General features: G+C 52.2%; 17 protein-coding genes. All 17 read left to right on the forward strand.

Annotation, left to right across the window (positions count from 1 at the left end; genetic code table 11):
* The first annotated feature begins 10 nt into the window (after positions 1 to 10).
* The 17 genes from H567_RS0110055 to H567_RS0110130 all read left to right on the forward strand — a co-directional run bounded on the left by H567_RS0110055 (position 11) and on the right by H567_RS0110130 (position 16,279).
* Positions 11 to 898: a 3-hydroxyacyl-CoA dehydrogenase family protein gene (locus H567_RS0110055; protein ID WP_028321303.1), complete on the forward strand. Its 888-nt coding sequence runs from the start codon at positions 11 to 13 to the stop codon at positions 896 to 898.
* A 49-nt stretch (positions 899 to 947) separates the two neighbouring features.
* A complete protein-coding gene (locus H567_RS0110060; RefSeq protein ID WP_028321304.1) occupies positions 948 to 1,733 on the forward strand; it encodes an enoyl-CoA hydratase/isomerase family protein in 786 nt (261 codons plus the stop codon).
* An 11-nt stretch (positions 1,734 to 1,744) separates the two neighbouring features.
* Positions 1,745 to 2,920, forward strand: coding sequence for a thiolase family protein (locus tag H567_RS0110065; protein WP_028321305.1), 1,176 nt, complete (start codon positions 1,745 to 1,747; stop codon positions 2,918 to 2,920).
* Between the two features lie 454 nt (positions 2,921 to 3,374).
* Positions 3,375 to 4,916, forward strand: coding sequence for a long-chain-fatty-acid--CoA ligase (locus H567_RS0110070; protein ID WP_161626597.1), 1,542 nt, complete (start codon positions 3,375 to 3,377; stop codon positions 4,914 to 4,916).
* A gap of 79 nt (positions 4,917 to 4,995) precedes the next feature.
* Positions 4,996 to 6,003, forward strand: coding sequence for a TRAP transporter substrate-binding protein (locus H567_RS0110075; RefSeq protein WP_028321307.1), 1,008 nt, complete (start codon positions 4,996 to 4,998; stop codon positions 6,001 to 6,003).
* 60 nt (positions 6,004 to 6,063) lie between these two features.
* Positions 6,064 to 6,537 (forward strand): TRAP transporter small permease, encoded by a 474-nt coding sequence (locus H567_RS0110080; protein ID WP_028321308.1) that lies wholly within the window; start codon positions 6,064 to 6,066, stop codon positions 6,535 to 6,537.
* 79 nt (positions 6,538 to 6,616) lie between these two features.
* Entirely contained in the window at positions 6,617 to 7,909 is a 1,293-nt protein-coding gene (locus H567_RS0110085) for a TRAP transporter large permease (RefSeq protein WP_028321309.1), read from the forward strand.
* Positions 7,910 to 8,046: 137 nt separating this feature from the next.
* On the forward strand, positions 8,047 to 8,538 hold the full coding sequence (locus H567_RS0110090; protein WP_028321310.1) for a response regulator transcription factor: 492 nt from the start codon (positions 8,047 to 8,049) through the stop codon (positions 8,536 to 8,538).
* Between the two features lie 196 nt (positions 8,539 to 8,734).
* A complete protein-coding gene (locus H567_RS24220) occupies positions 8,735 to 9,499 on the forward strand; it encodes an enoyl-CoA hydratase/isomerase family protein (protein ID WP_051184697.1) in 765 nt (254 codons plus the stop codon).
* A 201-nt stretch (positions 9,500 to 9,700) separates the two neighbouring features.
* Positions 9,701 to 10,321: a TetR/AcrR family transcriptional regulator gene (locus tag H567_RS0110100; RefSeq protein WP_028321311.1), complete on the forward strand. Its 621-nt coding sequence runs from the start codon at positions 9,701 to 9,703 to the stop codon at positions 10,319 to 10,321.
* Positions 10,322 to 10,970: 649 nt separating this feature from the next.
* The gene (locus tag H567_RS0110105; RefSeq protein WP_028321312.1) at positions 10,971 to 11,582 is read left to right on the forward strand and encodes a NifB/NifX family molybdenum-iron cluster-binding protein; all 612 of its coding nucleotides are present in this window, start codon (positions 10,971 to 10,973) and stop codon (positions 11,580 to 11,582) included.
* Between the two features lie 34 nt (positions 11,583 to 11,616).
* A complete protein-coding gene (locus H567_RS24230; RefSeq protein WP_161626598.1) occupies positions 11,617 to 12,033 on the forward strand; it encodes a NifB/NifX family molybdenum-iron cluster-binding protein in 417 nt (138 codons plus the stop codon).
* 345 nt (positions 12,034 to 12,378) lie between these two features.
* Positions 12,379 to 13,632, forward strand: a complete 1,254-nt coding sequence (locus H567_RS0110115; protein WP_051184699.1) for an iron-sulfur cluster carrier protein MrpORP — start codon at positions 12,379 to 12,381, stop codon at positions 13,630 to 13,632.
* 33 nt (positions 13,633 to 13,665) lie between these two features.
* A complete protein-coding gene (locus H567_RS27860; protein ID WP_084517122.1) occupies positions 13,666 to 13,881 on the forward strand; it encodes a hypothetical protein in 216 nt (71 codons plus the stop codon).
* Positions 13,882 to 14,094: 213 nt separating this feature from the next.
* Complete coding sequence (locus H567_RS0110120; RefSeq protein ID WP_028321314.1) at positions 14,095 to 14,556, forward strand: iron-sulfur cluster assembly scaffold protein; 462 nt, start codon at positions 14,095 to 14,097, stop codon at positions 14,554 to 14,556.
* 5 nt (positions 14,557 to 14,561) lie between these two features.
* Positions 14,562 to 15,416, forward strand: a complete 855-nt coding sequence (locus tag H567_RS0110125) for an ATP-binding protein (RefSeq protein WP_035254008.1) — start codon at positions 14,562 to 14,564, stop codon at positions 15,414 to 15,416.
* A complete protein-coding gene (locus tag H567_RS0110130) occupies positions 15,413 to 16,279 on the forward strand; it encodes a nucleotide-binding protein (RefSeq protein WP_028321316.1) in 867 nt (288 codons plus the stop codon). Before H567_RS0110125 ends, H567_RS0110130 begins: the two co-directional genes overlap by 4 nt.
* Positions 16,280 to 16,396: the final 117 nt, after the last annotated feature.

The raw sequence follows: 16,396 nt of genomic DNA on the forward strand, positions 1-16,396 counted from the left end.
GGAGGGGACAATGGCGCTTAAAAAAGTCGGGATCCTTGGATGCGGAGCCATGGGGTCAGGCATTGTGCAGGTGGTGCTTCAAGGCGGATATGAGGTTGTCGTCAGGGAAATGGATCAGGAAGCCTTGGCGAGGGGGATAAGCCATGTCAACGCTTCCCTTGAAAAGTTGGTTAAAAAGGAGCGCTTGACGCAGGAGCAGAAGGCTGGCCTGATCAAGCATCTCAAAGGTACAGTGGAGTTGGAGGATTTGGCGGATTGCGATCTGATTATCGAGGCGGTTTTCGAAGACCTCGAGACCAAGAACGCCCTTTTCAAGGTGCTGGATGGGTGCTGCAGGGCGGACACGATATTCGCCACCAATACGTCGTCGTTGTCTGTCACCAGGATGGCGGCGGAGACGAACAGAAAGGAGCGCTTTGCAGGACTCCATTTTTTTTATCCAGCCCCGGTGATGCCCCTCGTCGAGATCATCAAGACCATTTCTCTGGCCCCGGAAGTGCTTGAGGAGCTTCAGGCGTTCGCGAAAAACCTGAAGAAGTTCCCCATTGTGGCCAAGGATAACGCTGGATTCATCGTCAACCTCCTGCTGACCCCTTTTCTGCTGGATGCGATTCGCGCTGTAGGGAACTCGGTTGCCGGCGTGACGGACATCGATGCAGGGATAAAGCTTGGCCTTGGCCATCCAGTCGGACCGTTGATGCTCGCGGATATGATCGGCCTGAATCTGATAGGCAAGGCGGCCGATACGATGTTCGAAGAGTACAAGGACCTTCGTTACGCGCCGCCGCCGCTTCTCAGAAAAATGGTGATTATGGGATACCATGGCATGAAAACTGGCAAGGGATTTTATGACTGGTCCGATCCGAAGAATCCCGTGCCGGTCCAATTGGATTTCTAATCCCTCCAATAACTTATCGGATCATCTTTTCATTCCGAAGGGGATTCACATGAATGAAGCGGAAATACTGCTCGGCAAGGATCAAGGCATTTGGACGATTACCTTAAATCGTCCTTCGTATATGAACAGCTTCAATAAGACTGCGCTCCAAAGTTTGGCTGAGTATCTCCGCCTTGCAAAAGAGAGCACGGACTGTTCTGTCGTCGTTATTACGGGGCAGGGGCCGAAGGCTTTCAGCAGCGGCGCTGATGTCCATACCTTCCTCGAGGAGAAAAAAAAGGCGCTCGGGATAGACTGGTCCAAGTTGGGACAGAATGTCTTCGCCATGCTCGACGAGATCGGCAAACCCTCGATAGCGGCGATCAACGGGATTGCTTTTGGTGGGGCGTTCGAACTCGCCTTGGCCTGCACCTTCCGCATCGCCTCGGAAGAGGCCCGGTTTAGTTTTCCGGAAATCAATCTGGGTTTTATCCCCGGCTGGGGAGGGACCCAGCGGGCCACGCGGCTTCTCGGGCCTGCGGTCGCATTGGAATTGATCCTCACCGGCTCCGTGATCGATGCCTCCAGGGCCTTGGCCTTGGGGATTGTCAGTCAGGTCGTTCCAGGTGACCGCCTCATGGAAACGGCCCGTGAGCTTGCGCTGAAAATGGTGGGTAAGCCTCCGCTGGCGATCCGTTTCGCATTGGAAGCGGTGCACGCGGGGCTGGATGTGTCATTGAAAGAGGGTTTGAAACTGGAGGGGGGCCTCGCGGCCATGGCCGTTCTCAGCGAGGATGCCCAGGAAGGCATCAAGGCGTTTTTTGAAAAGAGAAAACCTGTATTCCGAGGGTGTTGAAGGAGGAAAACGTGAAAAAAGACGTTTATATCGTCGGTGCGACAAGAACCCCGATCGGCTCATTCGGTGGCTCACTGAAATCATTTTCTGCAACGGATCTGGCGGTAGCGGTGATCGAGTCCGTGATTCAAAGGACCGGCATCGAAAAGTCGGCGGTGGACAAGGTGTATTTCGGCAATTGTTTCGATCCGTTGGCGAATAACATCGCACGCATCGCCGCGGTGAAGGCCGGTCTGCCCCTGCAGACGGCGGGGATTTCCATTTCATCCACCTGCGGGTCCGGAATGCAGGCGGCGGCGACCGCCTTGCAAGCCATCCGGGATGGCGAGGGCGATGTTGTCGTGGCGGGCGGCGTCGAAAGCATGTCGAATGCGCCCTACATCTCCAACAGCAATCGCTGGGGGCAGCGGCTCCGGCACACCGAACTCTATGACCTTGTCTGGAAGGCGATGCAGGAGTATCCGCTGGGAGCCGGCATGGGTGTCACGGCGGAGAATGTAGCGGCCAGGGACAAGATTTCCAGGGAGGATCAGGATGAGCTGGCCTACACCAGTCAGTCGAGGGCATTGGCGGCGATTGGGTCCGGAAAATTCAAGGAGGAAATCACCTCGCTGCTGATCCCGCAGCGTAAAGGGGATGCGAAGGTCGTCGATACGGATGAACACCCCAGGGAGGTGACGCTTGAGCAACTGGCCAAACTTCCTCCTGCCTTCAAGCCGGGAGGATGTGTTACGGCTGGGAATTCCTCCGGAATCAACGATGGGGCTGCCGCCATGGTCCTGATGAGTCAAACCAAACTCGAGCAAACCGGCCTCAAGCCTTTGGGACGTATTCTGGATACGACCGTGGTCGGGGTCGACCCGGACTACATGGGTGATGGACCGGTGCCGGCTATTAGGAAGCTGCTCGAAAGAAACGGTCTCGAGCTGCCGGATATCGGGTTGATTGAGGTCAATGAGGCGTTTGCAGCCCAGTATTTGTCTTGTGAGCGGGCGCTGGGGCTCGATCGTGAAATCACCAACGTCAACGGGAGCGGTATCGCACTTGGACACCCGGTGGGGTGCACCGGCTGCCGGATCATGGTTACCCTTCTGCACGAGATGCGGCGGCGGAGCCTGAGATTGGGGTTGGCTGCACTGTGTGCTGGAGGAGGGCAGGGTTTTGCGACCTTGATCGAGGCGGTGTAGTGGGCTGTTCGCCAAAAAAATTAAGGTCTTTCATCGGCTTTGCTCAGGGAGCGTAGCGTTCTTTTAGAAGGATCCGGGGATACAGCCTGGAGCTTGGGCGGCGGTTGCCGCTTCGAGCGTTTATATTAAATATCATATATTTAAGTGAAGGAACTCTCTGGAGCCCAGCCGGGCTGGACAGGCAGGCGGGGCCGGGGATGGCTGGGAAGCCCCTGTTGGGGGTATTTCCGGGGGCGTTTATAGGTATCACACGTAATCGCGCTTCCGGTTGGTGAATGGCTTGATGTGTGCTGCGTGCCCTTCGGAATCGGTATCCGCCGGTTTTTTGGAAGCAAGGTGCGAAAGGAGGTGATGTTGTCAGGTTCAAAAGAGGATTTTCTATCGTTGAATGAAGATCGACCCTCAACTTAAAGCCCATGGAGCTGGCCTCCAGCCTTGTCAGAAGGAGGAACTTATGAGAGGAATCAACCTGGCAACCTATCTTGAACATACTACCACTGCTCACCCCGACAAAATCGGCCTAATATTCGACGACCGGAAATGGACCTTCCATCAAATCAACGAAAATGCGAGCCGTATCGCCTCAGGTCTTGTCGAACTCGGCATAAAAAAAGGTGAACGTGTCACGCTCTTTCTACCCAATGTGCCAGAATTCTTTTTCTGGTTTTTCGGCGTGGTAAAAGCCGGAGCGGTAGTCAATCCTTTGAATGTCATGTTGAAACAGAGGGAGTTGGACTACATTGTCAATGACTGCACACCTCGATTGATTGTAACGACTGCGGACCTCGTTTCAGAGCCCTTGAAGATCATCGAGAAGGTCGGCGACAAGGCCCCGAAGATGATTGTCATTGGGAGGGGGCAGGAAGAAAAAGCGATCAGCTATGAGAAGTGGATCGAGGGTGCGAAGCGTGATTTCGATTCCGTTCCTGTGGAGCAGGAAGACCTGGCAGCAATCCTGTACACTTCGGGTACGACAGGCAAACCAAAGGGCGTGATGTTGACCCACAACAATCTTTGGACCAACGGCCGGCATTGCGCCGACTGGGCCGAAACCACCTACAGAGATACGACCGTTTGTGCGTTGCCTCTCTTCCATTCCTACGCCTTGACCCATGTCATGGCGGAACTCTGGTTTGTCGGCGGAACGCTCGTCTGGTTGGGCCGGTTCGATCCGGAGGCTTGCCTGCAGGCGCTCGCCAAACACGAGGCCACGGCGTTTCATGGGGTGGCCACCATGTATTACGCGATTATCAGCCATCCAAAGGTGGACGAGTACGCTGCCAAAATCCACTTGCGCTACTGCGTCACAGGCGCCGCGGTCACCCCGGAGCCCATACTGATGGCTTGGAACCAGAAATTTACTCCGCTGAGTGAAGGATACGGAACCACCGAGGCGGCCCCCGTCGTTCTGATGAACCCCCTCAGTGGGAAGGGGGTCCAGAAGGCCAATTCTTGCGGCATCCCCATCGTACCGGAGATCGAGATAGCGATCGTAGATGAAAACGGCAAGCGCGTGGGTCCTCATGAGGTCGGTGAATTGGCTATCAGGGGCCCCAATATTATGAAGGGTTACTGGAATAAGCCAGAGGCAACCGCCGCTGTCATAAAGAATGGCTGGTTCCACAGCGGTGACATGGGGTATCTGGACGAGGATGGGTATTGTTATATCAAAGACCGGAAAAACGATATGATCATTACTGGAGGATTTAACATTTACCCGAAGGAGATCGAGGATCTGCTCTATACCCATCCGGTCATAGCTGAGGCACAGGTCGTAGGGCTCCCTGATCTAGCTAAAGGGGAGATTGCTGTGGCATGTGTTGCCCTGAAAGCGGGGCAATCTGCTACGGAAGAAGAAATCATTCAGTTCTGCCGCAACAACATTGCTAATTATAAAGTCCCGAAACGAGTGCATTTTATGAAAGAACTCCCCAAGACTGTCACTGGAAAACTTGAAAAGGTAAGTCTAAGGGTATTGCTGAAAGACAATGTATAGATCATTTATGCGCTAGAAATCCAGCGTATCAAACAGTTTTACTGCAACTACAATTTTCTTTTTAAAAAGGAGATGTAAAATGAAAAAATCCTTTTGGTTGGTGTCTGTGATGATGTTGGCGCTGATTTCTTTTATCGGAATTCAGAGTGCCGTTGCCGGCGATAAGATTCAAATGGGACTGTACAGCATTGCTCCTCCGTTCTCTCCGATCAATAAAGCTATGGAGAAGATGAATACGTTCTTGCAGGAGGAGGGCAAAGGGGCCATCGAAGTTCAATTGTATCCGTCCGGCCAGTTGGGGGCTGAAAGTGCCGGTCTCAACAAACTTCAGATTGGAGCGGTTCAGGCCGGTGCCATTACGGGCGTGGCTATCTCGACCATTGAACCCAAAGCGAATATTTTAATGATGCCTTTTGTAGTCCAGAATTGGGACGATGTGGAAAAACTTGCAAACAGTGAGATGATGAAAGAAATCGGACTTTCTCTCGAAAAGAAAGGTCTGAAGTTGATGGGAATAGGAAGCTATGGATTTTTCAATATTTTATCTGTTAAGAAACCCTTGGTGAAACCGGAAGATTTTCCTGGTGTGAAGATCCGCGTGTTCCCTACACCGGTTTTGGTTGACCTGTATAAGATGCTGGGAGCATCGCCTACGCCGATAGCCTTCCCTGAAATATACACTGCATTGCAGCAGGGAGTTATCGAGGCAACTGACGGAACACTGGACAGTTCTCACGCCTCCAAACAGTATGAAGTGGCAAAACATCTTACAAAGACGGAGCATATCCACGGTTGGTTTTTGTACCTTGTAAATAAAGTATGGTTTGAAGGTCTGTCAGCGGACAATCAAAAATTGCTTCAGGATGCGTTTGCGAAATATTCCGCTGTAGCCAGAACCGAAAGCAAAAATTATGACGATAAAATTTTTAAAATCTACGAGGATGCCGGAGTTGAAATTATAACCTTGGATGAAGATCAAAGAAACGCTCTAAAAGAAATTGCGCTACCTATTCATGATAAGTATCGCAGTGTTATCGGAGAGGATTTCTTGGATCGCTTCTATAAGGAAATGAACTTCGAAAAATAGCTACCCTATCGTTGAATGGAACATGGGGATTTCCCATGTTCCATATGAAGGGGAGGGTTTATGCTGTCTGCGTTGATGAAATGGATATCCAGGTTAGAGGCTTCGGCAATTGTTCTGCTGTTTGCATTTAATTTGATTATTTTATTTGTGACAGTGGTCTATAGGTATGCTTTAAATAACTCTCCAACGTGGCCGGAAGAAGCGAGCAGGTATGTGATGATTTGGATCATTTATATCGGTGTATCGCAATCAATAGAAAAAAACTCTGAGATTCGTATTGATGCGCTGCAACGCTTTTTCAATAAAAAATGGTTTATTTTCAGTACTGAGCTTTTTGCTGTTTCAGTATGCCTATTCATTTCTGCGCTCCTTTGTTTTTATGCATATAATTTTACAATGATTTTATATCAAACCAGTTCTATTGCTGCTTCCTTTCCGATGCCAATGTATATAATCTATGCTATTATTCCAGTAACGACAGGTCTCATGTTTTTAAAATACTTATCTCGATTGGTATCTGTTTTTAAAAATTGATACAAAAGTGCGGTGACAGTTGTTTAGGCTTTATTGAGCGGATGACAGTATTTTTAAATTTTGTCCCGAAGGTTATGATATGGATATAATAGCTTTAGTTGTTGTACTTTTGGCCAGTTTTTTGTTGACTGTTCCGATTGGCTTTGCATTCATTGCAACAACTATTCTTTTAATGTTGTTGTTTACAAACTTGCCATATCTTATGGTAGCTGAGGGTTTGTTTTCCAAGCTGGATTCCTTCCCGCTTGAAGCCGTGCTGTTCTTTATCCTCTTGGGTAACATCATGAAAGAGGGAAAATCCTCCCGCTATCTGATTGATTTTACCAAGGCGCTCATGTACAGGGTCCCTGGAGGGCTGGGCATCGCTGGCGTTATGGCGTGTGCGATTTTCGGTGCGATTTCCGGTTCTGCTACGGCAACGGTTGTAGCGATCGGGGCGATCATGGTTCCTGCAATGGCCATGGCCAGATATGAAAAGGCCTTTGCCGTAGGATTGCTGACGACAGCCAGCATTCTAGGTGTTATTATCCCGCCGAGCATTTTGATGATCCTCTATTCGGTGGTGGCGAATGTGTCCATGGCCAAGCTTTTTTTGGGAGGGTTCATTCCTGGGCTGATCTTGGCAGCAGGACTTTCCATTTATACGGCGATTGTCTGCAAAAGACACGGATACGGGGTACAGCCCGGGGCGAACGACACCCTTTTCGGGCCGGATGGTCTCGTTGGGCCTTTCAAGAAGGCGTTTTGGGCTTTGATCCTTCCGTTTTTGATTTTAGGCGGGATTTACGGTGGGGTTTTTACTCCCACGGAAGCTGCTGTGGTGGGATGTGTTTATGCTATTATCATCGAGCTTTTTATTTATCGGACATTGCATCTCAAGTCGATTATCGGGGTGCTGAAGACATCTGGTATTACCACCGGAGCCTTGTTGATCACGCTTGCTGGAGCATGTATTTTTACGGATTATTTGACCTTGAAACAAATTCCTCAGGATCTGTCCGCATTTGTTGTTGAAAATATCAGTTCTCAATATGTTTTCTTGCTGTTTATCAACGTGTTTTTTCTTTTTCTGGGCACGTTCATCGACCCGCTTTCCGCCATAATTGTGGTTACGCCACTGCTCATGCCGACTGTAACCGCATTGAATATCGATCCGATATTTTTAGGCGTTATTCTGACGATCAACTTGGGGATAGGCTATTGCACACCGCCATTAGGGGCCAATCTTTTTGTCGCGGCGCTAGTAATGGATGAAGCTTTCTCCAGAATAGCAATGGCTGTCATTCCGGCCATCTTAATATGTTTACTAGTGCTAGCCATATTGAATGTATTCCCGGCAGTTGTGATGTTTTTGCCTAATCTTTTTATGTAAATTAATAAATTGCCGTTTGCACGATGGTTATTCCTTCGCTGTGTTTTTTGTTAAGATAATCCGCTGAACTGCTTTCGAGTTTTTTGGTATATGCATTAGGTTTCCATTAATTTACACAAAATCTGGATGATTGTGTTATGGATGAGAAAAGTTTGCTAAAAGGTAAGAAGATCCTTCTTGTAGATGATGAAGTCGACATTCTGGAAACGTTGCTTGATATCCTCAGTATGTGCGAAGTCAAGACAGCTTCCGATTTTGAGACAGCAAAAACTTTACTGGAGAATGAGCATTTTGACATTGCTGTTTTGGATATAATGGGTGTCGATGGATATTCATTGTTGGAAATTGCAAAGGGGAAAGGCATTATCGCGGTCATGTTGACTGCTCATGCACTTAGTTTGGAAAATACATTTCAATCCTTTGAAAAAGGCGCCGATTTATATATTCCAAAGGAAAAATTGTTCAAAATAGTTGTTTATTTGGAGGATGTATTAGAAGGTCGTTCGAAAGGCCGCCATTCCTGGTGGAAGTGGATGGAGCGCTTCGGACCGTTTTATGATAAACGTTTCGGTGAGGATTGGAAGAAAAAGAGTGAAAAGCTTCTCGAACGTCTAAAATATCGTGTTTAATTGTTAAAAGCAGATTTGCGATAAAAATATGCGCAAAAGTTGCTGTTATGGTATCGGATAGCTTGTAATTGGCGGAAGATGCATGGAGGTTCATTGATTATTTAGTGATTTTTACAGCGTTTTAAGAATGATTCGTTTGCCCATTGTGTAGCATTATTTTCGCTGTTTAAATTTGATCATGGGGATAGAATAGCACATGAAGTCAGACTCGATCCTATATGAAGTCAGGCGAGGGGTAGGAGTCATTACGCTGAATCGTCCCGACCTTATGAATGCAATGGATGACCAAATGGTCGATGCATTGAGCGAAGCTGTCCGCCTTTCTGAATCCAGCCGTGATGTGAAAGCCCTCGTTTTGACCGGAAGAGGTCGTGCGTTTTGTGGTGGTGCAGATCTGGGGCGATTCCTCGAGGATTATGAGACCTTCATTCGTGGAGGCAAAGCGTCCGAATTTTATAAGAGATCACTGCCGGAGCTTTTTTATCGTTTTTCAAAGCCGTTGATTGTTGGCGTGAATGGGCCTGCTGTCGGTGTAGGAATGACGCTGATGCTTGCATGCGATATCCGCATTGCGGCCCATAGTGCTTATTTCAGCGCTCCTTTCGTCCAGATCGGACTTACGCCGGAATTCGGCAGTACATTCTGCTTGCCTCGCTTGGTCGGGTATCCTAAAACAATGGAGTGGCTTCTTACGGGGAGGAAAATATCCTCTGAAGAAGCACTTGCGAATCGTCTCATCAATCAGGTGGTCGAGGATGATGTGCTTTTGGCGACGGTTTTAGGGCTTGCCGAGAAGATCGGATCGTTACCTGAAGAGGTCTGTGCGGCTGTCAAAAGGCTGGTGCGTGAGGGGCAGGAAAGCGGCTTAGCGGAGTGTATTGAAAAAGAGGAGACGGCTTTTCGCGAATCGCAGAAGAGGCCGGTTCATTATGAGTTGGTGCGGAGGATGCTGCGAAAATAAAGCTTAGTTTTTATGTGGCATGGGTTTACTTTTTCAGGTTAAGCTTTATAGTTTTTAGAAAATTGTTACACGCTGCATCTCATGATTAAAGCGAAGGTTTTTTTAGCATTTTGAGCAATGAATTTATCTTATGTAGTATGAAATTTTAATAGTTTTATTTTGATTAAAGGTGATCATTTTTGATCAAAGTGGAAATATCAGATGAAACGAAGCGGATTAACTGAAAAACGTATTCTGCACGCTGCTTTAGCGTTGTTTGTTAAAAATGGTTATCATGGTACATCTATAAATGATATTACTAAAGAAGTGGGTTTAACTAAAGGGGCTTTATATGCACACTTTCAAAATAAAGGTGAATTACTTCTGAAAATAATAGATGAATTCAGGATAGAATATATAGAAAAAATGATAAAGACGGTTGATGCGCATCCTGGAAATGCTATTGATAAGTTGAATTGTGCAATTAGTTTTAGTTCCAGGTTTGCTCTTGAAAACCCAGATTTGTGTCTCTTTCTGACTTTTCTTACTACGGAGTTGAATACGGATGTAGATTTTGAACCTGCGCTGAAGTCTGTCTACAGAGATTACCAGAAGTTCATAAGCGAATTGATCAGGGATGGCATTCGCCAAGGACTGATCAACCCCGGTTTGGATCCTGAACTCGCTGCTTTGACCTTTATGGCCATTCATGACGGTGTGTTGCATCAATGGGCCTTGAACCGTGATCGGATTGACGGAGAAAAGTATGTCAAGACCTTCCGTTTTATCTTTGTCAAGGGGTTGATGGCGCAGGAGCAGGAGGAGGGGGGCGCCGCTTCTTAAAGCAGCCCCCCGGCGTGGACGGGCTTCGCACGGTTGTATGGCGGGTATCGCGGGTGTGCGCATTTAGGACCATCGATGGCCGCGATATGCACCCATGCGTTGATCAAAATCGTGCGGTGGCCGAGAGAGCTATTTGAAAATTGCATTTTTGCATTAATAATAGCCAGCGCTTTGCAAAATTGCATATTTTTAAGGCGCAACACTTGTATCAATTGACCGGTCCTCTGAGATAACACCTCGTTTTTGCTTCAATTTACAATTTCACGTCGCCGTTTTAGGTTCTTTGGCACGAACGATGCTTCACATCTCCCCTGTAGAAGTGCCTGCATAGAAAACAGCTTCGAGAGTGGACGGCTTTCGGTTCGAAAGAGGCACCCCTTTTCTGCTGGTGAGGCAGTCTGTCTTGCGGGGTGATTCGTATCCGGGAATGGATTCGTTGGCGATCTCGACGGAAACTGGGCGTTTGCGGGAAGGCGGCCTATAGGCCGGTGGATAAGCAAACGTGCAAATGGATGCCGAGATTTGTCAAAAGACCATTTCCAGAGGGAAACTCAATGGGGATAATCATTTCCGGCGCAGCCGGATGAATGAGAATGTACATGATCAGTATGGTGAAATACTGGCTGAAACGAAAGGAGATGAACAGGGTATGAAAGTAGCTCTCAGTATCAGCGGCAATGATCTGGATGCGTCCATCGATCCGAGATTCGGGCGTTGTGCGCGGTTTATCGTTGTCGACCCGGAGACCATGGAATATGAGGTGTTTGACAACGGAAACGTCGCGCTCGGCGGTGGCGCAGGCATCAATGCTGCGCAATTCGTCGCCTCCAAGGGTGCCGACGTCGTGATCACCGGGAACTGCGGGCCGAATGCCATGCGGACCCTTTCCGCAGCGGGCGTCCGCGTCATCATTGGCCAGGGGGGAACGGTCCGGGAAGCCCTGGAGCGATTTCGGCGCGGAGAGCTGGAAAGCACGACCAACGCGAACGTCAAAGATCACTATGGTCTTGGAGGCAGTGCCGCCTGCGCGCAGGGTGTCTTTGCTGGAAGGCAGGGCGGCGGGGGTGGCCGTGGCGGAGGTATGGGGTGCCGAACCGGCGGGGGCGGCAAAGGCTGGTCAGGGGACGCACCGATGGAGCAAAACCGGCCTGCCGGCGGATCGAGTGCGGAGGACCTCCGGGAACTGGGAGATAGTGTGAAGGCCCTGCGAAAACAATTGGAGGCCCTCGAAGCCCGGATGAAGGAGATGGGAAAGAGTTGACGCGACTGGCCGGATGTCTGGGGTGACGATTCCGATGAAGGTTGCTATTCCGGTCTGGGAGGGCAAGGTTTCTCCCGTCTTTGACACAGCCTCGCGCGTGCTGGTGGTCGAGGTGAAGAATCGGTGCCAAATCAGTCGGTTCGAAGCGCTTCTCGAACCCGGCACGACCAATGGCCGCTGTTATTTTCTGCGGGGACTGGGTGTTGAAACGCTGATCTGCGGAGCTGTTACGAAAGCGGTTTCGCGTTTGCTCGCAGGCAGCGGGATCTCCGTCATTGCCTGGGTTTCGGGACCGGTGGAGGACGTGCTGCAGGCCTATCTGGACGGGACGCTTTTTCAGCCGCGATTTCTCATGCCGGGTTGCCGCCATGAGCATCATCGTGGACGGCACGACGGGAAAGGACGCGGATTTGCGAAGCGTACCCGGACGGTACAATCTGAGGACCGATAGAAGGCTGCGGATCTGGGAAGGCTCTCAAGCGGGGCCATCGTTCCCGGAAACGCCTCCGGTGGTTCGACACCATCCGGTAGCCACTCGAAGCGTATTTTTCGCTGGGCGGACGCGGCATGGAAGAGGAAGGCTTGTCTGCTGATGCTTTTCATACTAAAATTGATCGATTTGACTACGCGAACCAAAAGGGCCCCTTGATCGCCGGCGGCGCACACCGCATAAGATGCTTTGCAGTCCGGCGGCCTAAAAGCCCAGGCGATCCATGCTCCGGTCGGCGTAACGAGTGAGATAAAAGGGGCGTTTGCGGACGTACATCACTATAGGGAAAAGGGAGGTTTTCGAAATATGAGCGCTCAACAGAAACGCGGTGCCGGTTCGATCCAACAGCAGGCCCATGAGATTCAGGATCTGGAGATCAAGGAGCGGCTGGCGCACATCAAGAACAAGATCCTTGTCATGAGCGGGAAGGGGGGGGTCGGCAAGAGCAGCGTCGCCGCTTATCTTGCCGTTGCCCTGGCGAGACGCGGGTTCAAGGTTGGACTCATGGATGTGGATTTGCACGGCCCCAGCATCCCGAGGATGCTCGGGCTGCGGGGGACGATCGGTGAAGGCAGCCGTTCGGGAAAGGCCAAACCGGTCCAGTACATGCCGAACATGGAGGTGATATCCATTGAAACGCTGCTGGGGGACGACAAGGATGTCGCGACCATCTGGCGAGGCCCCCTGAAGATTGGGGTCATCAGGCAGTTCATCTCCGACCTGGAGTGGATGGATCTCGATTACATGGTGATCGATTCGCCCCCGGGAACCGGCGATGAACCGCTTACGGTGGCCCAGACGATTCCTGATTCGAAGGCGCTGATCGTGACCACCCCTCAGGAGGTCAGCCTTGCGGATGTACGGAAATCGATCCATTTCTGCCGGCAGGTCAAGATGGATATCCTTGGTCTGGTGGAGAACATGAGCGGGCTGAAATGCCCGCATTGCGGTGAAGTGATTCCCCTGTTCATGGAGCACGGCGGCATGCTCACCGCGAAGCGCGAGGGCCTGCGTTTTCTGGCGAGCCTGCCGATCGAACCCCAGGTGGTGCTGAACGGTGATTCCGGAAAAATGGTGATTCTCGACCAGCCTGAGCTGCCCTATGCCCAGGCGTTCAACAAGATGGTCGATCAGATCGTCGAGCTGATGCCTGCGGGCGGTGAGACATCCGCGGCGCAGCAGGCAGGGGTCGAGAGCGGTCGCGCGGCAGCGGCCGAGGATAACCGCAAAATGGTGGCCGTTCCGGTTATGGAAGGCAAACTGTCCGCTCATTTCGGTCATTCGGAACAGTTCGCCTTCGTTCTTACGGAGGGCGGCAAGATTGTAAACATGGACCTGCGCACCCCGCCTCCCCATCAGCCGGGCGTCATTCCGCAGTGGCTCCACGATCAGGGTGCCAACGTCGTGATAGCAGGCGGGTTGGGCGAGATGGCTCAGCAGGCCTTGCGCGAAAAAAGTATCGAGGTGATTGTGGGCGCCCCCATGGGGACCGCGGAATCTCTTGTCAATCAGTATCTGGCGGATGCGCTCGTGACAGGCGCCAATGTCTGCGATCATTAGGCCGCAGCGCCCGGTATAGAAAGGAGGTACGACATGACACCACAAGGACAGGGCTCGGGAGAAGACCGGGGCAGGGGCAGAGGTCAGGAGCTATCGGGGAAAGGCCGGGGCGCCGGCGGCGGGCGTGGTCTCGGGCCGGGTGGTGAGTGTGCGTGCCCCCAGTGCGGGGAGCGGTTGCCGCATGAGCGGGGGGTGCCCTGCTTCGAGTTGAAGTGCCCGAAGTGCGGCACCCCGATGACACGTGTTTAGCATGCCCGGCGCGCCTGAAGACGGCTTGCACTTCCGGCGTTGTTGAGACATAATGCCTCCAGGGTGTACCCATCCGGCTGATTTGCGGTGGACGGCCTCTTGACGGATTCTTTTGATGATGAGCAGGCTATCCGTCCGGCCGAAGCTGTTCCCGGGAGTCCGTTGTCCGGCGGGAGTGCCCTATTTTTTCTACAGAGGAGGATGGTTCGATCCATGAAAGGTGATTTGGAGGATTTCGTTCAGGAACTTCAGGAAAAGATCTTCGAAGAGACTAAAGCGGCTTACGGCGAGGCTGCCTTCGAGCGGTGGCTCAACCCGAAATACCACGGGCGGATGGAGGATGCCGACGGATACGCGCGCGTACGAGGGTCATGCGGCGATACGATGGAAATCTTCCTGAAATTTGAAGGGGACATGGTGGGGACGGCCCTTTTCGATACGGATGGCTGCGGATCGAGCGCCGTCTGCGGATCGTTCGCGGCTGAGATGTCCTTGGGCAAGACCCCTGACGAACTGCTCGACCTGACCGGAGAAGCGATCCTTGAAAGATTGGGCGGTCTGCCGGAGGAAGAGCAGCACTGTGCGATGCTCGCGGGCGAGACCCTCCAGGAAGCCTTGAACGACTATATGCTGAAGCAGACGGGGAAGGCAGGCGGACCCTCGGAAAGAGGTTGAAAGACATGATTATCAGTGTAGCCAGCGGTAAGGGGGGGACAGGCAAGACGACCATTGCGACCAATCTGGCCCTTTCTCTGGACGATCCCCTGGTATTTCTGGATTGTGATGTAGAGGAACCGAACGCACACCTTTTTCTGCAGGCGGACCTGGGAAGGCCCGAGATTGCGACAACTCCGGTCCCCCTGGTCGATGAGAACAAGTGCACGCTGTGCGGGAAGTGCGGTGAGATCTGCCAGTTCAAGGCCATCATCGTAATCGGCGAGACGGTCTTGCCCTTCGAGGAGCTTTGCCATAGCTGCGGGGGGTGTATGGAGGTGTGTCCCGAGGACGCGATCAGCGAAAAGCCGCGCGAACTCGGTGTGATCGAAGAAGGCCGGCAGAACGGCATCCGCTTCATTCACGGCCGGTTGCGGATAGGGGAGGCCATGGCGCCGCCGCTGATCAAGAAGGTTCGGGCCAAGGCCCCTGTGGACGGTTTGACTATCATCGATGCACCTCCTGGTACATCGTGTCCGGTGATCGCCGCCATGAAGGGGGCGGACTTCATCCTTCTGGTGACGGAGCCGACGCCTTTCGGTCTGCATGATTTGAAGCTCGCTGTCGGAGCCGTGCGCGTGCTGGGCATCCCGTGCGGCCTCGTGATCAACCGGTCGGACCTCGGCGATCGGAAGGTCTATGAATATGCCCAAGAAGAAGGCATTCCCATCCTGATGGAAATCCCGTTCGAGCGGAAAATCGCTGAGGCCTACTCCCGCGGGGTCCCTGTAGTGGAGGCGTTTCCCGAGTGGAAAGAGCGGTTTGTCAGACTCTATCAGGATATCCAGGATGCAGCAGTTGGGAAGGGGGTGCCGGCATGAAGGAACTCGTGGTTATCAGCGGTAAAGGGGGAACGGGTAAGACGAGCCTCGTCGCTGCCTTTGCCGCCCTGGCGAAGGACAAGGTCCTGGCCGATGCGGACGTGGATGCAGCCGACCTGCATTTGATTCTGGATCCGCATGTCGAAGAGAGCCATGGCTTCGAAAGCGGCCGGACGGCGGTGATCGTTCCGGAGCGCTGCACGCAGTGCGGGCTGTGCCGTGACCTGTGCCGGTTCGACGCCATCAGTGAGACGTTCGAGGTGGACCCGATCGACTGCGAAGGCTGCGGGGTCTGCGTGTATTTCTGCCCGGAAAAGGCGGTGGATTTCCCCTTGAACCGGTGCGGGGACTGGTTTGTGTCCGACACCCGCTTCGGCCCATTGGTGCATGCGCGGCTGGGGATCGCCGAGGAGAATTCGGGGAAGCTGGTTACCCTGGTGAGGCAGGAGGCTAAAAAAATCGCCGAAGAGAAGAATCTCGGGCTGATCCTGACCGACGGGCCCCCGGGCGTCGGTTGCCCTGTTATCGCTGCAATCGGGGGGGCTGCGGGCCTCTTGATCGTCACCGAGCCGACCGTTTCGGGTCGGCATGACATGATGCGGGTGACGCAGTTAGCCGCGCACTTCGGTGTCCCCGCCATGGTGTGTGTGAACAAATTCGATCTCAATGTGGAACAGGCGGAAGGCATCGAGGCCTTCGCGCGCGAGAACGGGATCAAGGTTCTTGACCGCGTACCCTTTGATCCGGTGTTCACCCGGTCTATGGTCGTCGGCCAGACCATTTTGGAATACGATGAGCGGTCGGAAGCGGTTGAAAGCGTGAGATCCATCTGGAACCAGTGCTCCGAGGTCCTGGGTCTTTGATGCGGCCTCGGGCCCTGCCGGCTGTTGGGCCTGGCTCTCTAGCGTTGGTTGTTCTTCCTGCACGTCCCTCCTGAAGACCGAGGGGCCTCTGAAGGCCCCTCGGCAGCATACCTTACA

It is taken from the genome of Desulfatiglans anilini DSM 4660 (assembly GCF_000422285.1).
In the GTDB taxonomy this organism is placed as follows: domain Bacteria; phylum Desulfobacterota; class DSM-4660; order Desulfatiglandales; family Desulfatiglandaceae; genus Desulfatiglans; species Desulfatiglans anilini.